The organism is Roseovarius bejariae (assembly GCF_009669325.1).
Lineage (GTDB): Bacteria > Pseudomonadota > Alphaproteobacteria > Rhodobacterales > Rhodobacteraceae > Roseovarius > Roseovarius bejariae.
On sequence record NZ_SZWE01000001.1, the window covers coordinates 2,795,582 to 2,819,475 of the forward strand.

The 23,894-nt window shown below is 60.8% G+C and carries 21 protein-coding genes; 17 read left to right on the plus strand and 4 right to left on the minus strand.

The features are described 5' to 3' along the window. The first annotated feature begins 1 nt into the window (after position 1). A complete protein-coding gene (locus FDP25_RS13565) occupies positions 2-802 on the plus strand; it encodes a DUF4336 domain-containing protein (protein WP_246175846.1) in 801 nt (266 codons plus the stop codon). 6 nt (positions 803-808) lie between these two features. On the opposite strand, the gene FDP25_RS13570 is transcribed toward FDP25_RS13565, so the two are convergent. After that, positions 809-1,084 (minus strand): DUF1294 domain-containing protein, encoded by a 276-nt coding sequence (locus FDP25_RS13570; protein WP_154152738.1) that lies wholly within the window; start codon positions 1,082-1,084, stop codon positions 809-811. Between the two features lie 146 nt (positions 1,085-1,230). Between FDP25_RS13570 and FDP25_RS13575 the strand changes: the two genes are divergently transcribed. From FDP25_RS13575 to FDP25_RS13610, 8 genes are all read left to right on the plus strand, one after another. Then, positions 1,231-1,803 carry a helix-turn-helix domain-containing protein gene (locus FDP25_RS13575; protein ID WP_154152741.1) on the plus strand — a complete coding sequence of 191 codons (573 nt, stop codon included), beginning with the start codon at positions 1,231-1,233 and terminating at the stop codon, positions 1,801-1,803. 9 nt (positions 1,804-1,812) lie between these two features. Further along, positions 1,813-2,433, plus strand: coding sequence for a LysE family translocator (locus tag FDP25_RS13580; protein WP_154152744.1), 621 nt, complete (start codon positions 1,813-1,815; stop codon positions 2,431-2,433). Positions 2,434-2,570: 137 nt separating this feature from the next. Then, positions 2,571-3,062, plus strand: a complete 492-nt coding sequence (locus tag FDP25_RS13585; RefSeq protein WP_246175847.1) for a LysE family translocator — start codon at positions 2,571-2,573, stop codon at positions 3,060-3,062. Positions 3,063-3,106: 44 nt separating this feature from the next. Further along, a complete protein-coding gene (locus FDP25_RS13590; RefSeq protein WP_154152747.1) occupies positions 3,107-5,554 on the plus strand; it encodes a GcvT family protein in 2,448 nt (815 codons plus the stop codon). A gap of 14 nt (positions 5,555-5,568) precedes the next feature. Next, positions 5,569-6,624 carry a zinc-binding dehydrogenase gene (locus tag FDP25_RS13595; RefSeq protein WP_154152750.1) on the plus strand — a complete coding sequence of 352 codons (1,056 nt, stop codon included), beginning with the start codon at positions 5,569-5,571 and terminating at the stop codon, positions 6,622-6,624. Between the two features lie 13 nt (positions 6,625-6,637). Beyond that, positions 6,638-7,534, plus strand: a complete 897-nt coding sequence (locus tag FDP25_RS13600; protein WP_154152753.1) for a homocysteine S-methyltransferase family protein — start codon at positions 6,638-6,640, stop codon at positions 7,532-7,534. A gap of 141 nt (positions 7,535-7,675) precedes the next feature. After that, positions 7,676-10,123: a GcvT family protein gene (locus FDP25_RS13605; protein WP_154152756.1), complete on the plus strand. Its 2,448-nt coding sequence runs from the start codon at positions 7,676-7,678 to the stop codon at positions 10,121-10,123. A gap of 62 nt (positions 10,124-10,185) precedes the next feature. Further along, positions 10,186-10,662: a hypothetical protein gene (locus FDP25_RS13610; RefSeq protein ID WP_154152759.1), complete on the plus strand. Its 477-nt coding sequence runs from the start codon at positions 10,186-10,188 to the stop codon at positions 10,660-10,662. 39 nt (positions 10,663-10,701) lie between these two features. Here the strand turns inward: FDP25_RS13610 and FDP25_RS13615 are convergent, their stop codons facing one another. Genes FDP25_RS13615 through FDP25_RS13625 form a run of 3 tightly spaced genes read right to left on the minus strand, consistent with a single transcriptional unit; the run spans position 10,702 to position 13,839 of the window. Next, complete coding sequence (locus tag FDP25_RS13615) at positions 10,702-11,259, minus strand: TadE/TadG family type IV pilus assembly protein (protein WP_154152762.1); 558 nt, start codon at positions 11,257-11,259, stop codon at positions 10,702-10,704. Position 11,260: 1 nt separating this feature from the next. After that, positions 11,261-11,731, minus strand: a complete 471-nt coding sequence (locus tag FDP25_RS13620) for a TadE/TadG family type IV pilus assembly protein (RefSeq protein ID WP_343032054.1) — start codon at positions 11,729-11,731, stop codon at positions 11,261-11,263. A 59-nt stretch (positions 11,732-11,790) separates the two neighbouring features. Then, positions 11,791-13,839, minus strand: a complete 2,049-nt coding sequence (locus FDP25_RS13625) for a VWA domain-containing protein (RefSeq protein ID WP_154152768.1) — start codon at positions 13,837-13,839, stop codon at positions 11,791-11,793. A 306-nt stretch (positions 13,840-14,145) separates the two neighbouring features. On the opposite strand from FDP25_RS13625, the gene FDP25_RS13630 reads away from it, so the two are divergent. The 8 genes from FDP25_RS13630 to dnaG all read left to right on the plus strand — a co-directional run bounded on the left by FDP25_RS13630 (position 14,146) and on the right by dnaG (position 23,785). After that, complete coding sequence (locus FDP25_RS13630) at positions 14,146-15,576, plus strand: Glu/Leu/Phe/Val family dehydrogenase (RefSeq protein ID WP_154152771.1); 1,431 nt, start codon at positions 14,146-14,148, stop codon at positions 15,574-15,576. A 21-nt stretch (positions 15,577-15,597) separates the two neighbouring features. After that, on the plus strand, positions 15,598-16,197 hold the full coding sequence (locus tag FDP25_RS13635; protein WP_343032072.1) for a DUF6151 family protein: 600 nt from the start codon (positions 15,598-15,600) through the stop codon (positions 16,195-16,197). 150 nt (positions 16,198-16,347) lie between these two features. Continuing rightward, positions 16,348-17,601: a sarcosine oxidase subunit beta family protein gene (locus FDP25_RS13640; RefSeq protein ID WP_154152777.1), complete on the plus strand. Its 1,254-nt coding sequence runs from the start codon at positions 16,348-16,350 to the stop codon at positions 17,599-17,601. 49 nt (positions 17,602-17,650) lie between these two features. Next, the gene (locus FDP25_RS13645; RefSeq protein ID WP_154152780.1) at positions 17,651-17,923 is read left to right on the plus strand and encodes a sarcosine oxidase subunit delta; all 273 of its coding nucleotides are present in this window, start codon (positions 17,651-17,653) and stop codon (positions 17,921-17,923) included. After that, a complete protein-coding gene (locus tag FDP25_RS13650; protein WP_154152783.1) occupies positions 17,920-20,850 on the plus strand; it encodes a sarcosine oxidase subunit alpha family protein in 2,931 nt (976 codons plus the stop codon). Before FDP25_RS13645 ends, FDP25_RS13650 begins: the two co-directional genes overlap by 4 nt. Further along, positions 20,843-21,391 carry a sarcosine oxidase subunit gamma gene (locus FDP25_RS13655; RefSeq protein ID WP_343032055.1) on the plus strand — a complete coding sequence of 183 codons (549 nt, stop codon included), beginning with the start codon at positions 20,843-20,845 and terminating at the stop codon, positions 21,389-21,391. Before FDP25_RS13650 ends, FDP25_RS13655 begins: the two co-directional genes overlap by 8 nt. A 97-nt stretch (positions 21,392-21,488) precedes the next feature. After that, the gene (locus FDP25_RS13660; protein WP_154152786.1) at positions 21,489-21,785 is read left to right on the plus strand and encodes a DNA primase; all 297 of its coding nucleotides are present in this window, start codon (positions 21,489-21,491) and stop codon (positions 21,783-21,785) included. Between the two features lie 53 nt (positions 21,786-21,838). Continuing rightward, complete coding sequence (dnaG, locus tag FDP25_RS13665; protein ID WP_154152789.1) at positions 21,839-23,785, plus strand: DNA primase; 1,947 nt, start codon at positions 21,839-21,841, stop codon at positions 23,783-23,785. The last annotated feature ends 109 nt before the right edge of the window (positions 23,786-23,894 follow it).

Below are 23,894 nucleotides of genomic sequence, written 5' to 3' on the forward strand. Positions count from 1 at the left end.
GTTGGCAGGTCCGACGGGATATGAGCCGCTCAATACCCTCAAGCCTGTGGCTGAGGGCATCTGGCTGATCGACGGGCCTGCCATAACATTCATGGGCTTGCCGTTTTCGACCCGTGCCACGGTGGTGCGCTTGGAGAACGGCGATTTGTGGGTGCATTCGCCCACGCAATTGACCGATGGCTTGCGCGAAGAATTGGAGGCTGTCGGACCGGTGGCGCATCTGGTCGCGCCGAACTGGATTCATTATGCGCATGTCGCCGAGTGGCTGGCGGCCTTTCCCAAGGCCGCCTTCTGGGCAGCGCCCGGTGTCGTGGCGCGGGCCGAGAAGAAGGGGCTGACGTTGCCGAAACCCCGAGATTTGCAGGCCGACAAAGCCGAAAGACCTTGGGCTGGCCAGCTACGGCAGATGATCGTGCAGGGCAGTAAAGCGCATCGCGAGGCCGTGTTTTTTCACAAGGCCAGCAAGACATTGATCCTGACGGACCTGATCGAGGCCTTCGAGTCCGAGAAACTGCCGGTCTGGATGCGGCCCTTGGTCTGGATCGCGGGGATCGACGACAGCGACGGGAAGATGCCGCCCGATATGCGCTGGAGCTTCAGGGACAAGGCGGCATTGGCCCGGGATGTAGAGGCCATGATCGGCTGGGAACCCGAGCGGGTGATCCTTGCGCATGGGCGGTGGTATGAGCGCAATGGCGTGGCCGAGTTGGAGCGGGCCTTTCGCCGGGTGTTGAAGGATCATCGCTGGGACAAATTGGTCAAGCATGCCAAGGACAAGCACGCGGAGCGCTCTGATAAGTGATGGCCTCTAACGGGCCAGCCAAAGACCTGCGACGATGATCTGGACGGCCAGGATCGTGAAGAGATAACGGCGGAACGGCTGTTTGCGGGTTTTGTGTGAAAACCCGTGGATAGCGGCAAAGATGCCCGGCGTGCCGCCAAGGGCCGCGAGCCAGAGCAGGCGGCGTTCCGGGATGCGGCGGCGGCGCTTTCGGGCGGCGCGTTTATCCAATGCCATCCACAAAAATGCCGCGATGTTGATCGCGGTGATCCATATCAGGGCAAATTCAAAGAGATTTGGCATGGCGGGCCTGTGGTTTGGCGAACCTGTGCGATAGCTGCTGATTGGGCCGCTCGCAAGGGTGCTGCACTGCGGCGTGAAATTTTTGTTGATTTTTTCATGGATTCGGTTGAGCGTGAAAAACGGGACGAATTTTTCACGGAAGTTACATGCAGCAAAACGCGATCAGCACGTCACAAACGCTCGGAAAGGACCTGCGGGCCCTGCGCAAGGCGCGGGGTCTGACCCTGTCGGATTTGTCCGAGATTTTGGGGCGGTCGGTTGGATGGCTGAGCCAGGTGGAGCGCGACCTTTCGGAGCCGTCGATCAGTGACCTGCGCGAGATCGCGGCGGCACTGGGCGTGCCGATGTCGATGCTGTTCGGCCATGCGAGCGCGCCGGTGGAAGAACAGGGCTATGTCGTGCGGGCCGGGGCACGGCGGCCCATGGGCGCGGGCGAGGAAGGGTTGGTCGAGGAGTTGCTTTCGCCCGACCTGACCGATGATTTCGAGGTGATCCACTCCACTTTTGCGCCGGGATCGAAAATGCGAGTGCCCGCCAAACGGCCGACGCAGGAGGTGGGTTATGTCATTTCCGGGCAGTTGGAGTTGCAGATCGGAGAGCGGGTGTTTTCGCTTGGGCCCGGCGACAGTTTCCGCTTTCGTGGAGAGCTTTATAGTTGGTCCAACCCGCATGACACCCCTTGCGTGGCGATCTGGGTAATCGCCCCGCCGGTGTATTGAGGGGATGAAATGAGTTTCGAGGCTTGGACCATATTCGCGCTGTTTTGGGTGGTGTTCGTGACCACGCCGGGGCCGAACCATTTGAATTGCCTGCGCAACGGCATGACCGTGGGGTTTCGCCGGGGGCTTTGGGGTGTCTTGGCGATCCTGTGTCAGGCGAGCCTGTTCCTGACGCTGTCGGCGGCGGGGGTGACGGCGCTGATCGCCACTTCGCCTTTTGGGTTTGCCGTGGCCAAGTGGATCGGGGCCGGGGTCCTGATCTGGTTGGGGGCGCGCGGCTGGATCATGGCACGGCGGCCCGTTGCAGAGGAACCCGTCACGCGTGGGTCGGTGTTTTGGCGGGGATTCATGATCGCGACCATCAACCCGAAAAGCGTGGCAGGGTATCTGGCGGCCTTCAGCCAGTTCGTGCAACCCGATGTGCCGATCTGGGAGCAGATGTGGGTTATTTTCCCCACGGCCCTGACCATCACCGCGCTGAGTTACACCGGCTTTACCGCCTTGGGCGCGGGATTGGGCCGGGTGGCGTTGAACGCGGTGTTCAACGTCTGGCTGCGCCGCGCGATGGCCGCCTGTTTCGTGGCCTATGGCGTGGCGCTTGGCGCGGCTTCGGTGCCGGGAAGGGGGTAGGCGATGCTTTGGGATGTTTTGACCGGATTCGAGCCTGCCCTTCTGGCAGGGTTCATTGCCGCCGGGTTGCTTTTGAATATCACGCCGGGGCGGATTTCGTCTTTGTCTCGGCCAGCGGGATGCGGGGCGGGCCGCGCATGGGGATGGCCGCCGCCTTGGGCGTCAATCTGGGCATCGTTGTGCATGTGGCGATGGCGGCTGCGGGATTGTCGGCGATATTGCTGGCGCGGCCGGCGCTTTATGACGTGATCCGCTATGCCGGGGCGGCCTATCTTGTCTGGCTGGCAGTACAGGCGTGGCGCCATGCCGATAGGGTCGAGGAAGGACGCGCCGCGCAAAGCCTGTGGCGCGCGGTACGGCGTGGGTTCGTGACCAATGTGCTGAACCCCAAGACGGCGCTGTTCATCTTTGCCTTCATTCCGCAGTTCACCGACCCCGCGATCGGCCCGCTTTGGGCGCAGATCGTGGTTTTGGGGGCGATATTTACCGGGTTTGGCTTTGCCTTTTCGCTGTGCCTTGGCGCGGCGGCGGGGGGATTTGCCCATGTCTTGCGGGCCCGTGCGGGGCTTTTGAACCGTGTGGCGGGAGTGATGTTTGCCGGGCTGGCGGCGCGGCTGATCTGGGATTGAGGCAAGGGCCCTGGCAAACGGGGCCAGTACAAAGGGAGAAAGACATGGCGGATTTGCCAAACAAAGCAAAGGTTGTGGTGATTGGCGGCGGCGTTGTCGGGGCCTCGTGTCTTTATCATTTGGCCAAAAAGGGCTGGAGCGATTGTGTACTGCTGGAGAAAAACGAGCTGACCGCCGGGAGTACTTGGCACGCGGCGGGCAATGTACCATCGTTTTCGACCTCATGGGCCATCATGAACATGCAGCGCTATTCCATCGATCTTTATGCCCGCTTGGGCGAAGAGGTGGATTACCCGATGAATTACCACCAGACCGGATCGATCCGGTTGGCGCATTCCAAGGAGCGGATGCAGGAGTTCGAGCGCGCCAAGGGTTGGGGCAAGAACCAAGGCATGGATCTTGAAATTCTGAGCGTCGAGGAGATCAAGGAACGCTATCCCTTCATCGAAACCCATGACCTTGAAGGCGCGTTATACGATCCCAACGATGGCGATATCGACCCCGCGCAAATCACCCAAGCCTTGGCCAAGGGCGCGCGTGACATGGGGGCAAAAGTTATCCGTTTCTGCCCCGCGACCGGGGTGAGCCAAGACGGCGAGGGGTGGATCGTACATACCGACAAGGGCGATATTGCCTGTGACTACGTGGTGAACTCGGCCGGGTATTACGCGCAGCGCGTGGGTGAGTGGTTCAAGCCCTATGGCGGGCGGACCGTGCCGATGATGGTCATGAGCCATCAATATGTCCTGACCGAGGAGATCCCCGAGATCGAGGCATGGTCGAAGGCCAATGGCTGTAAGAAGCTGCCGCTTTTGCGGGATGTGGACGTGTCCTATTACTTCCGGCAGGAAAAGCATGGCTTCAACATCGGCCCCTATGAGCCGAATTGTAAGGCGGAATGGGCCGAGTCGGGTGAGGCGATCCCCGAGGATTTCTCGTTCCAGCTTTGGTCGGACGATCTGGACCGGATCGGGGACATCGTGGCCGATAGCATGGAGCGTGTGCCCTTGGCGGCGACTGCGGGGATCAGCCAGATCATCAACGGCCCCATCCCCTATGCCCCCGATGGCATGCCCTTGATCGGGCCGATGCCGGGGGTGAAGAACGCCTTTGAATGCTGTGTCTTTACCTTTGGCATTGCCCAAGGGGGCGGCGCGGGCAAGGTGCTGGCCGAATGGGTGATTGATGGCGGGACCGAGTGGGATATGTGGGCCGTCGATCCGCGCCGTTACACCGATTACACCGATCACGACTATTGCGTGGCCAAGGGGATGGAAGTCTATGGTCACGAATACGCCATGCATTTCCCGCACCACGAATGGCCCGCGGGCCGCGACAAGAAGTTGTCGCCGGTGCACGAGAAGGTCAAGGCGCTGGGCGGTCAGATGGGGGCTTATAATGGCTGGGAGCGGGCCAATTGGTTTGCCAAGCCCGGCGATGACACCAGCGAAGAGGCCACGCAAACTTGGAATCGCAACGGGCCATGGGCCGTGCGCGTCAAGGAAGAATGCGAGGCGGTGCGCGATGCCTGTGGCGTGCTGGATCTGCCCGGGTTCACCCGGCTTAGGGTTTCCGGTGCGGGGGCCGATGAGTGGTTGCGCGGCTTCGTGACCGGTGGCTTGCCCAAGGTGGGGCGGATGAACCTTGTTTACGTGGCCGATGATCGGGGTCGTATCCTGACGGAGTTTTCCTGTATCCGGTTGGAGGAGGACAGTTTCGTTTTGATCACCGCCGCCACGGCCCAGTGGCACGATGGCGAATTGGTGCGTAATGCCTTGCCCGAGGGGTTGGAGTGCTGCGAAACCACCACCGAGCGGGATGCTTTGCTGGTGGCCGGGCCGCAAAGCCGCGAGGTGCTGTCCGGGCTGACCGATGCCGATTTGTCCCTGCCGTGGCTGAGCCATCAGCATTGTACGGTGGCGGGCCAGAAGGCGTTTTTGATCCGGGTGAGTTTCACCGGCGAGTTGGGCTGGGAAGTGCATGCCGAGAACGAGGCCATCCCGGCGATTTACGACGCGCTTCTTGAGGCCGGGGCCAAGCCCTTTGGCATGTATGCGTTGAATGCCTTGCGGATCGAAAAGGGCTATCGCGCGTGGAAAGGCGATTTGTCGACCGATTATTCGATGTTGGAAGGGGGATTGGAGCGCTTCGTGACGTTCGACAAGCCTCAGGAGTTCCCCGGCAAAGCCGCCCTGTTGGCCGAGAGACAGCAAGGCCGCAAAAAGGCCTTTGTGCAGTTGATCGTGGATGCGGGTGAGGCGGATGCGCCTTACATGGCCCCGATCTGGCACGAGGGCCAGATTGTCGGTGAGGTGACCAGCGGTACATGGGGCTACCGTGTCAATGCCTCGGTCGCGCTGGCCATGGTGCGGGCCGAGCTGGCGGTGCCGGGAACCGAACTGGAGGTCGAGATTTACGGTGAGCGGTGTCGCGCCGTTGTGCAACCCGATGCGCCCATGTGGGACCCCGAGAACGAAAGGCTGTGGGCGTGACGAGAGGGGCAACAATGTCAGGTGTCTATCTGACCCGCCACGGCGGGCCAGAGGCGCTTGAATGGCGCGAGGATATTCCCATGCCAAGCCCGGGGCCGGGGGAGGTGTTGGTCAAGGTGCTGGCCGCTGGTGTGAACAACACCGATATCAACACGCGCGAGGGGTGGTATTCGGCGGATGTGACGGGGGCCACTGGTGAGATGCAGGAGGGCGTTGAGGCCGGCGGCTGGGCCGGGGCCTTGCGCTTACCGCTGATCCAGGGCGGCGATCTGTGTGGCCGGGTGGTGGCCCATGGGCCGGGGGCCGGGGCGATTGCTGTGGGCCGCCGCGCGACTTGTCCGATCAACCAGCCGCGCCCTAGCCCGGAAAACCCCGTGGGTTTCGAGGCCTTGGGCTCGGAATACGATGGGGCTTTTGCGGAATATTGCGTGGTGCCGGAGGGCGATCTTTACGATGTCACCGAGGCGCCACTCAGTGATGTCGAGATTGCCGCGATGCCCTGTGCCTTTGGTACGGCGGCGGGATTGTTGGACCGGGTGGGCTTTGGCCCGGGGCAACGGGTGTTGATCACCGGCGCCTCGGGCGGGGTTGGGTTGGCCGCAGTGCAACTGGCCGCGCAGGACGGGGTGGAGGTTGTCGGCGTCGCCTCCCCCGCCAAGACCGATATCGTGCAAGAGGCCGGGGCGGCACAGGTGTTGACCCGCGAGGACACTCCGCCAGCGGAGACCTTTCATGCGGTGATTGATCTGGTGGCCGGTCCGGCGTGGGCGGCCCTGATCGATGCCCTACGCCCCGGCGGGCACTACGCCGTGGCCGGGGCCATCGCCGGGCCTATGGTGGAGGCCGACCTGCGGCGGATCTATCTGCGCGACATCACGATCCATGGCTGTACCTATCAATCGCGAGAGGTGTTCGCGCAGCTGGTCAAGAAGATCAACGCGGGGCAACTGACGCCGAAGGTTTCCAGAACCTATGCGATGCGCGACATCCGTCAGGCGCAGAAAGATTTCATGGCCAAGACCTATGCGGGCAAGCTTGTGCTGCTGCCGCCCGACGGGGCGACGTCGTAAAGGAAACAGCTCGATGACCAGAATAACCCTTCTAGACGGATCGATCGGCCAGGAAGTGGTCAAGCGCGCGGGGGAAACCCCGACCCCGCTATGGTCGACGCAGGCCATGATCGACCATCCGGACTTGGTTGAGCAGGTGCATCTGGATTATCTGCGCGCCGGGGCAACCGTGATCAGCACAAACACCTACGCGGTTTTGCGGGATCGGTTGGCGCGGGTCGGATTGGAGGACCAAATGGGGGCATTGACCGATGCCGCCATCGCCGCCGCGCAGCGTGCAAGGGTCACCTGTGGCCGGGGGCGCATTGCCGGGGTGGTCGGGCCACTGGTTCAATCCTACCGCCCCGACCTCAGTCCGCCTGCACCCGAGGCCGCCCAGATTTACGCCGAGCCGGTGGCCCATTTGAAAGATCAGGTGGACCTATTGTTGCTTGAGACCATGGCCTCGGTCGATCAGGCCGAAGGATCCTTGCGCGCCGCCTCTGGACAGGGCCTTCCGGTTTGGCTGGCCGTTACGGTGGATGATGCCGATGGAAGCAGCCTGCGTTCGGGCGAGCCGCTCGCCGATCTTGCCCCGCTTGTGGCACACTTTCGGCCCGACGCGCTTTTGATCAATTGTTCGCGCCCAGAGGTCATTGCCCCGGCGCTGGAGGTGCTCAAAACCTTCGGCCTGCCCTTCGGGGCCTATGCCAATGGCTTCACCGCGATCAGCGAGGGGTTCCTGCAAGAGGCCCCCACCGTCGATGCCCTCAGCGCGCGGCACGACCTTGGCCCCGAAGCCTATGCGGATTTCATCATGGACTGGATCGCGCAAGGCGCCACGATTGTTGGCGGCTGCTGCGAGGTGGGGCCGGAGCACATTCGCGCCATGGCGCATAAGATCAGGCAGGCGGGCCATGAGATCATCTGATTTACGGGTTTTTTCTTGGCAAAAATACCCCGGGGGTAACGTTGAAAATCCATGGATTTTCAATGTAGGGGGCAGCGCCCCCGACCGGTCGGATCGCGCAAGCGATCCGAGACATGACTTCAAGGCAAAATGAGGAAAACAATGGTTGATCTCCCGCAAAAGGCCCGTGTGGTCATCATCGGTGGTGGTGTGGTGGGTTGCTCGGTGGCCTATCACCTGACCAAACTGGGCTGGCGCGATGTGGTTTTGCTGGAACGCAAGCAATTGACCAGTGGCACCACATGGCATGCCGCAGGTCTCATCGCGCAGTTACGGGCGACGGCGAATATGACCAAGCTCGCCAAGTACTCGCAAGAGCTTTACGGCAACCTCGAAGAGGAAACCGGCGTTGCCACCGGATTCAAGCGGGTGGGGTCGATCACCGTGGCCCTGACCGAGGAGCGGCGCGAGGAGATCTACCGTCAGGCGGCCATGGCCCGCGCCTTTGGCGTGGATGTCGAGGAAATCAGCGCAGCGGAGGTGCAGGCCAAATATCCGCATCTGAATATCGAGGGCGTCAAAGGCGCGGTCTATCTGGACAAGGACGGGCAGGGCGATCCGGCCAATATCGCGCTGGCCTTGGCCAAGGGCGCGCGGCAGAGCGGCGCGGTGATCAAGGAACGTGTCAAGGTCAGCGGCGTGGCGCGCAGTGGGCAACGGATCACGGGCGTCGATTGGCAGGCCGAGGATGGCGGCGCGGGGCATATCGAGGCCGAGATGGTGGTCAATTGCGCGGGTATGTGGGGCCATGAAGTGGGCCGGATGCTGGGCACCAATGTACCGCTTCAAGCCTGCGAGCATTTCTATATCGTCTCGGAACCCATCGAGGGGTTGAGCCAGTTGCCTGTCCTGCGGGTGCCGGATGAATGTGCCTATTACAAGGAAGACGCGGGCAAGATGATGCTGGGTGCGTTCGAGCCCACATCCAAACCATGGGGGATGCAGGGTATCCCCGAGGATTTCGAGTTTGACCAACTGCCCGAAGATTTCGACCATTTCGAGCCCATCCTGGAATGGGCCGTGAACCGGATGCCGATGCTGGGCGAGGCGGGGATTCATACCTTCTTCAACGGGCCGGAAAGTTTCACGCCGGACGATGCCTATCACCTTGGGCGCTGCCCCGAGATGGAAAACGTCTGGGTTGCCGCCGGGTTCAACTCGGTCGGTATTCAAAGTGCCGGGGGCGCGGGCATGGCGCTGGCCCAGTGGATGGAGGATGGCGCGAAGCCCTTTGATCTGGGCGATGTGGATATTGCCCGGATGCAGCCTTTTCAGGGCAACAAGCGCTACCTGGTGGAGCGCTCCACCGAAACCCTGGGCCTGCTTTATGCCGATCATTACCCGTATCGCCAGAAGGCGACGGCACGTGGTGTGCGACGTTCGCCCTTTCATGTGCAACTTCTGGAGCAAGGCGCGGTCATGGGTGAGGCCGCCGGATGGGAGCGGGCCAACTGGTTCGCCGAGCCGGGACAAGAGCGGGAATATGACTACAGTTGGGGGCGGCAGAACTGGTTTGACAATGCCGCGGTCGAGCATGCCGCGATCCGTGGTGGCGTGGGCATGTATGACATGTCGAGTTTCGGGAAACTGCGGGTCGAGGGGCCGGAGGCCGAGGGGTTCCTCAATCATGTCTGCGGCGCGGATATGAGCGTGCCGGTGGGCAAGATCGTCTATACCCAGTTCCTGAATGACCGGGGCGGGATCGAGGCGGACGTCACCGCCACCCGGCTGTCGGAAACCGCCTATTTGGTGGTGACCCCGGCGGCGACGCGGCTGGCCGATGAGACATGGCTGCGCCGGCATCTCGGGGGCCGCATGGTGGTGATCACTGATGTAACGGCGGGCGAGGGGGTGCTGGCCGTCATGGGGCCGCGCGCGCGGGAAGTCATGCAAGCGGTTTCGCCCGATGATTTCAGCAACGCGGGGCATCCTTTTGGCCATGCCCGGCAGGTCGAGATCGGCATGGGGCTGGCGCGGGCGCACCGGGTGTCTTACGTGGGTGAGCTTGGCTGGGAAATCTATGTCAGCGCCGATATGTGCGGCCATGTTTTCGAGACCTTGATGGAGGCCGGGGCCGCGCATGACCTGACCCTGTGCGGGATGCATGTGATGGACAGTTGCCGGATCGAAAAAGGGTTCCGGCATTTCGGGCATGACATCACCTGCGAGGATCATGTTCTGGAGGCGGGGCTTGGTTTTGCGGTGTCGAAAACCAAACCCGATTTCATTGGTCGCGCGGCGGTGGAGCGCAAGCGCGACGAGGGATTGCGCCATCGCATGGTGCAATTCCGGCTGAGCGACCCCGAGCCGATGCTCTATCATAACGAGCCGATCCTGCGGGATGGGCAAATCGTCGGATACTTGAGTTCGGGCAACTATGGCCATCACCTTGGCGGGGCCATTGGGCTTGGCTATGTGCCCTGCGAGGGGGAAAGCGCGGCGGAGGTTCTGGCCTCAAGCTATGAGATCGACGTGGCGGGTACGCGCGTGATGGCCGAGGCGAGCCTGAAACCGATGTATGACCCATCATCCGAACGCATGCGCGGCTAATCCCCCTCGCAATCGGGCTGTGATCGGGCTATGGCCACAGTCAACGGATTGGGAGTGAGAGAATGGAAGACGAGGTTTTGGCGCGTATCTCGGCCTCGCCCGCGCGGCGTGTCATGGGGGTTCTGTCGATGGGCGCCCTTGGGGTGATCCTTGTTTACGTGGGGTTTGCACGTCCGCCCGACAGCTTTGCCTGGCAGATTGTCCTGATCGTTTTCGGGGTGGCCGCGCTGTTTCTGGCGGATCGGATGCGGCGGGCCACGGCGGAGGTTCTGGAATTGACCCGAACCGAGTTGCGCAGCACCGACGGGACGGTGATTGCGCGTGTCGAGGAAATCGAGCATCTGGACCGTGGGTTTTTCGCGTTCAAGCCGTCGAACGGGTTTTTGATGCGGTTGAGCACAAAGAAAAAGGCCCGGTGGGAACCAGGCCTGTGGTGGTGCTTGGGGCGGCGTGTGGGAATTGGTGGCGTCACGCCTGGGTCGCAATCCAAAGCCATGGCCGAGATCATGGCCGCCCTGATGCATCAGCGTTCTGAGTAGCGGCAGCCCCGTCTGTCGGTGTCTAGACCGGCTACAGTGTCATTTGTAGTCGACCTTGGGCACCAAACGCGGTGCGGTGAATATTCTCGTTTCGACATTGAGCGCATCGCCCAAGCCGACCTTGAAGCTGGGTGTGTAGACCGAGACCGCTTCGACGAGAATGATCTGCTGTCCTTCGATCAGTTCCGGCAAGCGATCCGTTTGTTCGTTGATGGACGTATCGTCCAGATCCTCTAATGTGCCAGTCCCGCGTGTATGCGACCAAGATACATGGTATTTTTGAGTGTCTTCATCGTATTCAACAACCGAAACGCGAATTTGGTTTTCGCCTTCATCATTGGTCATGTCATCAAAGACTGTCAGGGTCCGATCCAGATAGTTGGAGGTGATAGCAAATTCTTCGCGCGAAATCATGTCTGCGATGGTATAGGTCGCCTTTTCGCGCGCGCTTTGATAGCGGTGAACTTCGTGAAACTCATACGTGGCCGCCGTGGCCCAGAACAGCATGGGCAGGGCGATCACCGTTTCCACCATGATGCTGCCATGTGTGTCTTTGCGGAAGTCTTTCAGAAGGCGTTTCAATCGTTGAAAAAGCATTTTACTTGGGCTCCTGAACAAATGCCGTCATCGCAACGATGCTAGCGTCGCCGCTTGCGTCTTTCGTGAGTTTGCTGCCCAAAAGCGCCGCCGGGAACAGCGGGCGATATTTGTAGCAGGCCCGCAAAACCATCAAATCATTCTCGCCACCGGTTTGAAATGCGACGGGATTGGTTTCTTCGGCGCGATCGGTGCAGTCGACAGTGTCACTCAGCGACGTATAGTTGCGAATGCTTTTCTGCCGCATTTCAAGGCGAAGCGATTCCTTGCAATGAGCAACCGATAGGGCATTGTCGCAGATCTTGTCCTTGATCTCATCATGCTGCCAGTCCGCGCCGGTGCCGAGACGAATTTCACGGACGGTCATGTCGAGGCCGCGCTCAAGTAGGGCGTAGCGCATGGTGATGAAGCCAAGTTCGACCGCGATCAAGAGCAAGGCAATGAAGACCGGGAAGATGATCACGAATTCCACCGTGACTACACCTTCAGTGTCGTCTCGGAAGCGCCGGAGAAGGGGAAGCTTGAGACGTCTCATTGGGTCAACTTCAAGGCCATGACATTGGAGGCGATGGCGCCGAATGTCTGATTGATATCCAATGTCGTCGAGATGAAGTGATTGGCCGGCGTACTGGCACATTTCTCAAGTTCCTCGGCGGCAGTATCACCTTCGCCCAGTTCGAAGGCGATGGTGTAGATCGTTACCCCCTCATTATCGGCGGCATTGCAGACATCCTCCATGCGCGAGTTCTTTTCATAAGGTGTCAAGCGCGAGGAGGAGCCCGAGTTGTATTGATTGTAAGCGCCCCAGTCACCGCTGATGTCGCCGTATTCATAGGGGGTCATAAGGCCCCAGGCCTCTTCCCAGGAAAAACGCTCGTAGAACTTGTCTTCAGGTTGAGTGAAGTTTTCCTCGACATAATCAAGGGTCTCTTCTGCCAAGTCGATCGTATCCACGGCCACATTGAAACCAGCCGACAAATTGCTCAGATTCCCGTTGTATTCGGTCAGTTCGTCGATTTTGGCGTTGAACTCCGACGTGGAGTATCTATCGCCGTCAGAGAAACCCTGGTCTGGATCGAGCTTGATGTATTCATGCGACGAAGGGGAATAGAGGTAGAAGGACGGTTCGGGTTGCCCGGTCATGTCGGCCCCCACTTCCACTTCGTTGTACTCGCATGTCCAATACCAGTACGCACCGCAGAGCCATTCGCTATAAGACACGTGCCCCCATGGCGTGGTTGCGCGAACGAATACCATTTCCGTTTCCGCCGCTGCCGGTTCATTGAGCAGGTAGAGGTTAGAGTTGGGCCCACGGTAATCGCTGGAGGCATGGCTTTCGGGTACATCGGGATCCAACAGATTGTTCGGATCGCTCAGGAGATAGGTGTTGGAGTTGGCCCCGTCGCCCATGACGACCATGATCTTCATGGCCTTGGGGCTGCTGTAGGATTCGGGAAGTGTCTCAAAATCGGAATCGACGAGCATGGTGTGCGTCGTCGTCAGGTTCCCGTCGTTGTCGACTTCAGGGATGTCCTGTGTATTTGCTTGCAGGGCAGTTGCAACCGGCTGGAATTTCGGGTCCAGCAGGGCGGCGCCCCATTTGACGCCCATGTCAGACGATGTACCGCCCGCCGCGGTCAGTGCATCAATCTTGTCATGCAGATCGGCCTCGTTGCTTGAGTAGGCAAGGATTTCGAAACGCGGATCGGCATAGCAAGACGAGTTGTAGGCGCTTGAATAGCCGTTCTCGATGTCACCGTTGCCGACGGTGCCGAAATCGGCGTTGTTCCAGCTACCGTAGTCGACCGAGGTGTAAATCGTTTGCGCGTAGTCGCGATCGGGATCGATATAAGGATCCGCGAAGTCGCCGTCGTCAAACGAAAGGCAGCGTGTGTAGTGATGTGTCGTGTTGGCGCTCAGCGCATTGTAGATCGCCGCGGGCGGTGGTGCGTTGAAGCTGTAGGGCACGATTGAGAAGGCGACCTTGCCACCCTCGGAATTGTTCAGGATTTGTGTGACGAAGTCTTTCGCGGCATCTTGGAGCGCATCCAGGCGATCACCGGCCATAGAGCCGGACACGTCGAGCACAAGGGCGATTTCAAGCTGTTGAACACTTGTACGCGCGGTCGAGGCCGCGGCGGCGCTCAGGGTCTCGACGCCGGTCAGGCGCATAAGGTGGGTGTCGAGTGTCTCGCTGGCTGATGCCGAGACTTTTGCCGAGGCTTGCGTCACGACAATATCGCCCTCATTGATGGCATGGAGGGCATCTTCGAGGCCGGCTTTCTTGAAGTGATCCTTGAGTCGGTCTTCGGCGTCAGGTGTGTCGGGATCTTCGTCATACGGTACGGTTGCGGCTGACAGCACGGCGGCATCAAGATTGGCCTGAAGCTTGGCGCGGTGCATTTCTTGACGCATGACGTCAACACCGAAGCTGGCGATCAGCAAAATGATAAACAGGAGATAAAGTGTTAAAAGTGTAGCGCCGCCATCTTCATCATGGCGAAACCGTTTTGACGCAATCAGCCGTGTATGAACACCCGCCAACTTTTTGCAGCGCGACTTCAAATTGATCGTTCGCATATGACCACCTCGTAGGACGGACTTCGCCCATTGCCACGGAATAAACTCCGAATTTTATGTACTCCGGAGTTGGCAGAATTAGGGCGAAATTAGGAAAGAAAGTGGCGCACCGGGGCCCATACGGTGACGATACGTATTGTTTTCAAGGATTGTCCTGAAAACTGGGATAATTCGCGCGGCAAGGTAAAACTTGGCAAGTCTTGTTCGCTGTGGGTGGACAAAATTGTCGCATGCTTTAACGATACCTGAACGTAATGATTGCTATCAAAGCTGGCGGCAAGACCAGCCCACACCGGGGAGAAAGACATGACCAAGACCAAGGAACCCACATTTCGCGAAAGCGTAGACTTGATGTTCAACCGCGCGGTTTCGCTGATGGATCTCCCCCCCGGGCTGGAAGAAAAGATCAGGGTATGCAACGCGACGTATACAGTACGGTTCGGCGTGCGCCTGCGTGGTCAGATTCATACATTCACCGGCTATCGCAGCGTGCATTCGGAACATATGGAGCCGGTCAAGGGTGGTATTCGGTACGCGACATCGGTCAATCAGGACGAGGTCGAGGCCCTGGCGGCGTTGATGACCTACAAGTGTGCGCTTGTGGAGGCTCCTTTCGGGGGGTCGAAAGGCGGGCTGTGTGTCGATCCGCGCGAGTGGGATGAACATGAGCTTGAACGCATCACCCGGCGCTTTGCCTATGAATTGGCCAAGCGCGACCTGATCCATCCTTCCCAGAACGTGCCCGCGCCTGACATGGGCACGGGTGAACGTGAGATGGCATGGATCGCGGACCAGTATCGCCGGATGAATACCACCGATATCAACGCGCGGGCCTGTGTGACAGGCAAGCCGGTGAATGCGGGTGGTATCCAGGGCCGGACCGAGGCCACCGGCCGTGGTGTGCAATATGCCCTGCGCGAGTTCTTCCGCCATCCCGAGGATGTCAAGAAGGCGGGGCTGAGCGGTAAGCTGGACGGTAAGCGCGTTGTGGTGCAGGGGCTTGGTAACGTGGGCTATCACGCGGCGAAGTTCCTGTCAGAGCAGGACGGCTGCAAGATCACGGCGGTTATCGAGCGTGACGGCGGGTTGATGGATGAAAACGGCCTTGATGTCGAAGACATCCGCAACTGGATCGCCAAGCATGGCGGCGTGGACGGGTATCCTTCGGGCAAGTACATCCGGGATGGCTCGAAGTATCTTGAGCACGATTGCGATATCCTGATCCCTGCGGCGCTTGAAGGGGTGATCAACCTCGACAATGCCGAGAACATCAAGGCGCCCTTGATCATCGAAGCGGCGAATGGCCCGGTGACGGCCGGGGCCGATGCCATACTTCGCCAGAAGGGTACGGTTATCATTCCCGATATGTATGCCAACGCGGGTGGTGTGACGGTGTCCTATTTCGAATGGGTCAAGAACCTGAGCCATATTCGCTTTGGCCGGATGGGCCGCCGTCAGGAGGAGGCTCGGCACGAATTGATCGTCAACGAGCTTCACAAGCTGGATGAGCATCTGGGCGAAAAATGGTCGATGTCGCCGGACTTCAAGCAAAAGTACCTGCGCGGGGCCGACGAGTTGGAGCTTGTACGCTCGGGCCTCGATGACACGATGCGCACGGCGTATCAGTCGATGCGTGCAATCTGGCACGAGCGCGAAGATTGCGAAGACCTGCGCACGGCGGCCTATCTTGCGTCGATCGAGAAAGTCGCCGCCAGCTACCGCGCCTTGGGCCTTTAAGGGGCCATCGTGGCCTTGACGGTGCGCAAGGCCTGCCGGTGCGGCGGGGTTCAAATGACTTTAGCAGTGCCCGCCCCATCGGCGGGCACGCGCGTGACATGCCATTGCAGGGATTGCCAGACAGCGGCGCAAGCCTTTGGTGGAGGGGTCGATATTCTCAATCCTGCTGGTGGCACAGAGATTTGGCAGACCACGCCAGATCGCTTGTGCTTCGAGCGGGGTGAAGAGCTTTTGGAGATACGGCGGCTTTCGCCCAAGGGGCTTTATCGTTGGGTCGCACGCTGTTGTGATACGCCGATGATCAACACCATGAACAAAGTGCATCTGCCCTTTGCTGGGGTTGTGTTGCGCCAATCAGAGGTGGAGGGCGAGGCGGCATGCCTTGGCCCGTCGCGATGTCTGGCCTTTACCAAGGATGCAATGCCCGGGGCGGGCACCCCTGCGGCCGACCGTGGGTTTTACGGGGCCGCTTTTCAAGTTCTGGGGCGTATGGCCCAGGCTTGGCTTTCGGGGCGGGCGAGGCGCAACCCGCTTGTGGCCGAGGATGGCACGCCGATTGCCCCGGTCAGCGTGATCTCCAGGGAAGCGCGTCAGGCGGCAACTCCAGAGCACCTGCACTAGAACGGATTGGACTGCTTCAAGGGGGTCATGGCGTGGCGCTTGGCGGCCGGGAAAAGGGCGTGGGAAAATAATCGCTTTCCGGCCTTGGCGGCCATTGCCATCGGGCATGGAACTTGGTTCACTCCGCGGCGAAGTATCAGGGAGATGGCGATGCGCTTTTCCGGTTTGCGCGTGTTGAAAGAGGGGTTGACGGGCAACAAGGGCTGGCAGGCGCATTGGCGCGATGCGACGCCAAGAGAGGCCTATGACGTGGTGATCATCGGCGGCGGCGGGCATGGCCTTTCGACCGCTTATTACCTTGCCAAGGAGCACGGGATCACCAATGTCGCAGTGCTTGAGAAGGGATACCTTGGTGGCGGCAACGTGGGGCGCAACACCACGATTGTTCGCGCCAATTACTTCCTGCCCGGCAATTCGGAATTCTACAGCCATTCCCTGAAACTTTGGGAGGGGCTGGAGGAGGACCTGAATTACAACGTCATGCATTCTCAGCGCGGGCAGATCGGATTGTTCCACTCCGATGCGCAGCGGGATGCGGCGATCCGGCGAGGCAATGCCATTCGCAATCAAGGGGACGATGCCGAACTGCTCAGCGTGGCGGACCTCAAGCGGATGCTGCCCTATCTGGATTACGACCAGGCGCGCTTCCCGATCTACGGCGGGTTGTTGCAGCGCCGCGCGGGGACCGCGCGGCATGATGCCGTCGCCTGGGGCTATGCCCGCGGGGCGAGCGAGCGGGGCGTGGACCTGATCCAGAATTGCGAGGTCACGGGGATTGATATCGAGGGTGGTGTGGTCAAGGGCGTGCAGACCACGCGCGGCGCGATCCGGGCCAAGAAGGTGGCGATCATCGTGGCCGGAAGGTCCAGCCAAGTGGCGCAAATGGCGGGCATGCGCCTGCCCATTGAAAGCCATGTCTTGCAGGCCTTCGTGACCGAAGGCCTCAAGCCCTGTATCGACCACGTGGTGAGCTTCGGCATGGGGCATTTTTATATCAGCCAGTCGGACAAGGGCGGGCTTGTGTTTGGCGGGGATCTGGATTTCTATGCTTCCTACGCGGCGCGCGGCAACCTGCCCATGGTCGAGCATGTGATGGAGGCGGGCATGACCCTGATGCCCGCCATCGGCAAGGCCAAGGTGTTGCGCAGTTGGGGCGGCATCATGGATATGACGCCCGATGGCTCGCCCATCATCGACAAGACCGGGGTCGAGGGCCTCTATCTGGATGCGGGCTGGTGTTACGGCGGGTTCAAGGCGGTGCCGGGGTCGGGATTCGGTATGGCGCATCTGGTGGCCACGGACAGGCACCACGAACCCGCGGCGCGGTTCCGTCTGGATCGCTTCCGCACTGGGCGGGGCCTGATGGACGAAGAAGGCACCGGCATGCAGCACAACCTGCATTGAGGCGCGGCATGGGTATCTGGACGAAACGGATGAGTTGGGAGAGCGCGGCATGAGGATCACTTGCCCTTATTGTGGAGAGCGTGACCGGCGAGAGTTTTATTATCAGGGCGATGCTGTCGCGCTTGACCGTCCCGAGCCGGACGCCGGGGAGGCGGCATGGGATGACTACATCCACAACCGTGACAACCCGGCGGGGGTGACCCGCGATTTGTGGTATCACGAAAGTGGTTGTGGCGCTTGGGTGGTTGTCACGCGCAATACCGTCACGCATGAGGTTTTGAATTGCGAGTTGGCGTCAGAGGCCAAGGAGGCGGGCGCATGAGGCTTGCAGGAGAGGGACAGATCGACCGCAGCCGCCCGGTCAAGTTTCGGTTCGACGGGGTGGAGTACGAGGGACTGGCGGGTGACACGCTGGCCTCGGCGCTATTGGCGAATGACATTCGGATGGTGGCGCGGTCGTTCAAGTATCACCGTCCACGCGGGATCATGACGGTCGGGAGCGAAGAACCCAATGCGCTTGTCACCCTCGGGCTTGGCCCGGCGCAGGATCCTAATGTGCGGGCGACCATGGTGGAACTGTCCGAGGGGCTGATGGCCCGACCGCAAAATTGTTGGCCCTCGCTGGGGTTCGATATGCTGTCGCTCAATGACTTGGCCGCGCCGTTCCTTGGGGCAGGGTTCTATTACAAGACATTCATGTGGCCCAAGGCGGCGTGGGAAAAGCTGTATGAGCCGTTTATCCGGCGCGCAGCGGGGCTTGGCGCACTGTCGATGGAGGCCAATGCCGACCGATATGAGAAGGCCTTTGCGCATTGTGATCTTCTGGTGATCGGGGCGGGGCCTGCGGGGCTGATGGCGGCCTTGGCGGCGGGGCGTGCGGGGGCCGATGTGATCCTGTGCGATGAGGATATGCGCACCGGCGGGCGGCTTAACGCGGAACGCCTTGAGGTTGGCGGGCAGAGCGGCGCGGCATGGGCTGAGGCGGTGACCGCCGAGTTGCACGAGATGCCCAATGTGCGGGTGATGACCCGCACCACGGTCACGGGCGCTTATGATCAGGGCACCTATGGCGCGCTTGAGCGGCTGGCCCCGGACGTGGCCATGCGCCCCGGTGCCCCGCGTGAGTGTTTCTGGCGGATCGTGGCCAAGCGCGCGGTTCTGGCGGCGGGGGCCTTGGAGCGGCCCGTGGGTTTTGCCAACAACGACCGGCCCGGCGTGATGATGGCGGGCGCGGTGCGGGCCTATGTCAACCGCTGGCGGGTCAGCCCGGGGCGGAGCGTGGCGGTTTTCGGCAACAACGACAGCGCACATCGCACCGCCGCCGACCTGATCGCGGCGGGCGTGCATGTCAGTGCCCTGATCGACAGCCGCGCGGAGGCGCGCTGTGATCTGGACGTGCCGTTTTATGCGGGCCGCGAGGTGAGCGCCGTGCACGGCGGGCGTGGGGTCGAGGCGATCTCGATCAGTTCCATCAGTGGGGTTGAGAAAATCCAGACCGATACACTGGCCGTGTCGGGCGGTTGGAACCCGTCTGTGCACCTGACGTGCCATATGAACGGGCGCCCGGAATGGAATGAGCGGATCGCGGGGTTCATCCCGAAGGAGGGAGCCATCCCCGGAATGGTGACCGCCGGGGCCTGTCGTGGCGACTTCTCGACCCGTGCTTGCCTTGAGGGCGGTTTGGCCGCCGCGCGTGAGGCGATGCAGGATTTGGGCCGGTCGGTACCGGAAATTGATCTGCCCCGCGCCGAAGATAGCGCTTATGATATAGCACCGCTTTGGGTGGTCCCGGGCAAGGGGCGTAAATGGCTGGATTTCCAGAATGACGTGACAGTCAAGGACGTCAGGCAGGCGGCCACCGAAAACTTTCAAAGCGTGGAGCATATGAAGCGCTATACCACGCAGGGTATGGCGCCGGATCAGGGGAAGAACTCCAACATCGGGGCCTTGGCGGTGTTGGCCGATGCCACCGGGCGGAGTATTCCCGAAACAGGCACCACCACGTATCGTCCGCCCTTCGTGCCGGTGTCGATCGCGGCCATGGGCGCGGGCGGGCAGGGCAAGGGGTTTGCGCCCGAACGGTTCACCTCCTCGCATAAGGCGAGCGTTGCGCGCGGGGCGCCGATGATCGAAGCGGGGCTCTGGTTCAGGCCCAGCTACTTCCCGCAAAAGGGCGAGACCCATTGGCGGCAATCGTGTGACCGCGAGGTGCGCATGGTGCGCGAGGCCGTGGGCGTGGCGGATGTCTCGACCCTTGGCAAGATCGACATTCAGGGGCCGGATGCCGGGGCGTTCCTGGATTTCGTCTATACCAATATGTTCTCGACGCTGAAGGTGGGACGCGTGCGCTATGGCCTGATGCTGCGCGAGGATGGCCACGTGATGGACGATGGCACCACCGCGCGCTTGGGCCAAAACCATTACCTGATGACCACCACCACGGCGGCAGCCGGGCAGGTGATGCGGCATCTGGAATTCGTGCATCAGGCCTTGCGGCCCGATCTGGACGTGCGGTTCACCTCGGTCACCGAACAATGGGCGCAGTTTGCCGTGGCGGGCCCCAAGGCGCGAGATGTGCTGAATGGTTTGCTCGACGCGCCGTTGAACGATGAGAATTGGCCCTTCATGTCCTGTGGCTCGGTCACTTTGGCCGGTGTTGGCGGGCGGCTGTTTCGCATCTCCTTCTCGGGCGAACATGGCTATGAAATCGCGGTGCCGTCGCGCTATGGTGATGCGCTGTTCCGGGCCTTGGTCAGCCGGGCCGAGGGCTTGGGCGGCGGGCCTTACGGGATGGAAGCACTCAACGTCTTGCGGCTTGAGAAGGGCTTTATCACCCATGCGGAAATTCATGGACGCGTCACCGCCTTTGACATCGGCATGGAGCGCATGATGAGCGCCAAGAAGGATTGCATCGGCAAAACCGCCGCCTCGCGTGAGGGTCTCAACGGCCCGGAGCGAGAGCAATTGGTGGGCCTGCGCCCGGCGGGTGAGGTCAAGATGCTGGTGGCCGGGGCGCATTTGTTCAACGCGGATGACGCGGCGGTGCGGGAGAATGATCAGGGCTATGTCACCTCGGTCGGCTATTCCCCGACATTGGAGACCAATCTCGGCCTTGGTTTCCTACGCAATGGCCGGGCGCGGCATGGCGAGGTGGTGCGCATGGTGGACCACCTGAATGATGTGGAGACCCTGTGCGAGGTCTGTGACCCGGTGCAGTTCGATCCAGAAGGAGGGCGGATGCGTGGTTGAGTTGAAAGCAAAAACGCCCTGTGATGGTTTGTTGCCGCTTGAGGTGGGCGCGCTGCGTCTGAGCGAGGTAGAGACCGGGCCGATAACCTCGGTCGCCGCTTTCAAGGGACAGGAGGCCGCGTTGTGCAAGGTCATGCAGGCAGCGTATGGTCTGGACATGCCCGAGCCTAATCGGGTGAATGAGGCTGGCGAGGTGCGCGCAATCTGGTTCGGCCCGCAGATGGCACTTTTGACAGGCGTTGTCGCCGAGGACGGCCTGTCGACCCACGCAGCCCTGACCGATCAGTCGGATGCCTGGGCGGTTGTTCGACTGGACGGCGTGGGGGCCGCCGATGTCTTGGCACGCTTGACGCCGATTGACCTTCGAAAGGACACTCTTGGCCCTGGAAAAACGGCGCGCACGGAAGTGCAGCATATGCAGGCTTCTGTCACCTGTCTGGGCAAGGAAATCTATCAGATCATGGTCTTCCGGGCCTTCGCGGAAACACTTGTGCATGATCTGAAATGCGCGATGCAAGCCGTGGAGGCGCGGCGGGTCTGAGGGGACGCAATGGCGGAGTTTCCCCGGCGCACCCCCTTTCATTCCTTGGCAGGGGCATTAAGTTGAACGCGATGATTCAAGACACCACGAGGTGACCATGACCCGCTTTGCCGTGCTTATTTCTGCCCTTGTTCTTGCCACACCTTTGGCCGCGCAAGACAAGGAAAGCATTTGTTCCACTTCGGCCGGGATCGTGGATGCCGCGGTTGAAGCGCGTACTGAGGGAATGGGCCAGAAAAAAGCGGTGCAGACCATCGGCAATGGCCTTGAGGGCGATGCGGCGATTTACAAGGCTGCCGTTCAGCCGATCGTCAATTGGGTCTACGGCCTTGAAGAAGCGCAACTGAGCGAAGAGGTCGGCGCAACCTACGAGAAGGCCTGTCTGGCGCAGTAAACTCTGCGCCTCACCGGCTTGCTCAATCGGTCGGCTTGCCCATATATGGACGTATGAGCCTGCCCCCCGGATTCCTTGACGAGCTACGCTCGCGCCTGTCGTTGACCGATGTCGTCGGGCGCAAGGTGATGTGGGATACCCGCAAATCCAATCAGGGCAAGGGCGACATGTGGGCGCCGTGCCCTTTCCACCACGAAAAAACCGCCAGCTTTCATGTCGATGACCGGAAGGGGTTTTATTACTGCTTTGGCTGCCATGCCAAGGGTGATGCGATCTCTTTCGTGCGTGAAACCGAGAACGTGGATTTCATGGAGGCGGTGCGTATTCTGGCCGGTGAGGCGGGTATGCCGATGCCCGAGCGTGACCCTAGGGCACAGGAAAAGGCCGACCGCCGCACCCAGCTTATTGAAATCATGGAAATGGCGGTGCAGCATTTTCGCCTGTCGTTGAAGACGGGTGCGGGGGCTGCGGCGCGCGACTATCTGGCCGGGCGGGGTCTTGAGGAGGCTGCACAGGAGCGGTTTGAGATCGGGTTTGCCGCCGATGCCTGGCAGGGGCTATGGGATCACTTGAAGAACAAGGGTGTCGAGGATCAGTTGATCCTCGATGCGGGGTTGGCCAAGCCCAGCCAGAAGGGCGGGCGGCCCTATGATACCTTTCGCAACCGGATCATGTTCCCGATCCGCGATCCGCGTGGGCGGTGTATCGCCTTCGGCGGGCGGGCCATGGACCCCAACGATAACGCCAAATACCTCAACTCGCCCGAGACCGAGTTGTTTGATAAATCCCGCACGCTTTATCATCACGGGCCTGCGCGTGAGGCGGCGGGCAAGGGCCAACCCCTGATCGTCGCCGAAGGCTACATGGATGTGATCGCACTGGCCAAGGCGGGGTTCGGGGCTTCGGTGGCGCCCTTGGGGACCGCGGTGACCGAGCATCAGTTGCAGATGCTTTGGCGCATTGCGGATGAGCCGATCATGGCGCTTGATGGCGATACGGCGGGCCTTCGGGCGGCGTACCGGGTGATTGATCTGGCCTTGCCGCTTCTGGAGGCGGGTAAGAGCCTGCGGTTCGTGTTAATGCCCGAGGGGCAGGACCCGGATGACCTGCTGCGCTCCAAGGGGGCAAGCGCGGTGCAAAAGCAGCTGGATGAGGCGATGCCCATGGTGCAGCTTTTGTGGCAACGCGAGACCGAAGGGCGCGATTTCGATAGCCCGGAACGCAAGGCGGCCCTCGACAAGGCCCTGCGCGAAAAGATCAAGCTGATCCGTGACCCGTCGATCAAGGCGCACTATGGTCAAGCGGTGAAAGACCTGCGTTGGCAATTGTTCAGTCCACGACGCAGTGTTGGGCAGGGGCAACCGCGCACAGGCAAGTGGCAGCCCATACCGACCGCACGCGCGAGTACCAAGTCATCGCTATTGGTCGCGGCAGGTGAAGACGCGCGGACCCATGTCCGCGAAGCTGTCATTCTGGCCAGCTTGCTGTGTTGTCCGCAGCTTTGCGATGAGTTCGAGGATGCGCTTGAAGGGATGGAATGTACCGATCCCGACCACAACCGCCTGCGGGATTTGATCCTGCGGTTCGCGCCCGATGGGGCAGATGTCTTGCATGAAAGAATAGAGGCCACGATGGGGTTTGAGGCTCTTGAAAGGCTCTTGTCCCAGCCCCATGTCGCCATAATCCCCGCCGTGCGTCGCCGCGGCGACACCGAAGCTGCACGCATGACCGTTGCCGAGGAATTGGCCAAGCTGAAGGCCGAGGCGGGTTGGAGTGCGGAAGTGAGTGAGGCCTCGGAAGAGATTGCTGGCATTGCGGATGAAGCCATGACATGGCGGCTTGGGCAGGCGGCGGAAACGCGCAATCGCGCACAGCGCAGCCAGCAAGAAGACAAGGCCGAGTACGAGGTTGGGGATAACGGTGCGCGAATCAGTCGTGACGAACGTGACGCTTTCGAGGCGTTGCTGGAAAGGATCAATTACTCCAAGTCAGGCCATTGAAGGGCTTTTGGCTAGGAATATGTAAGGAAAACAGGGTAAACGGGTGTGCGAATCATGCGAACGCGTTATTGATTCGATTTTAAGAATCACCCGATCGCCCTTTCGTTCA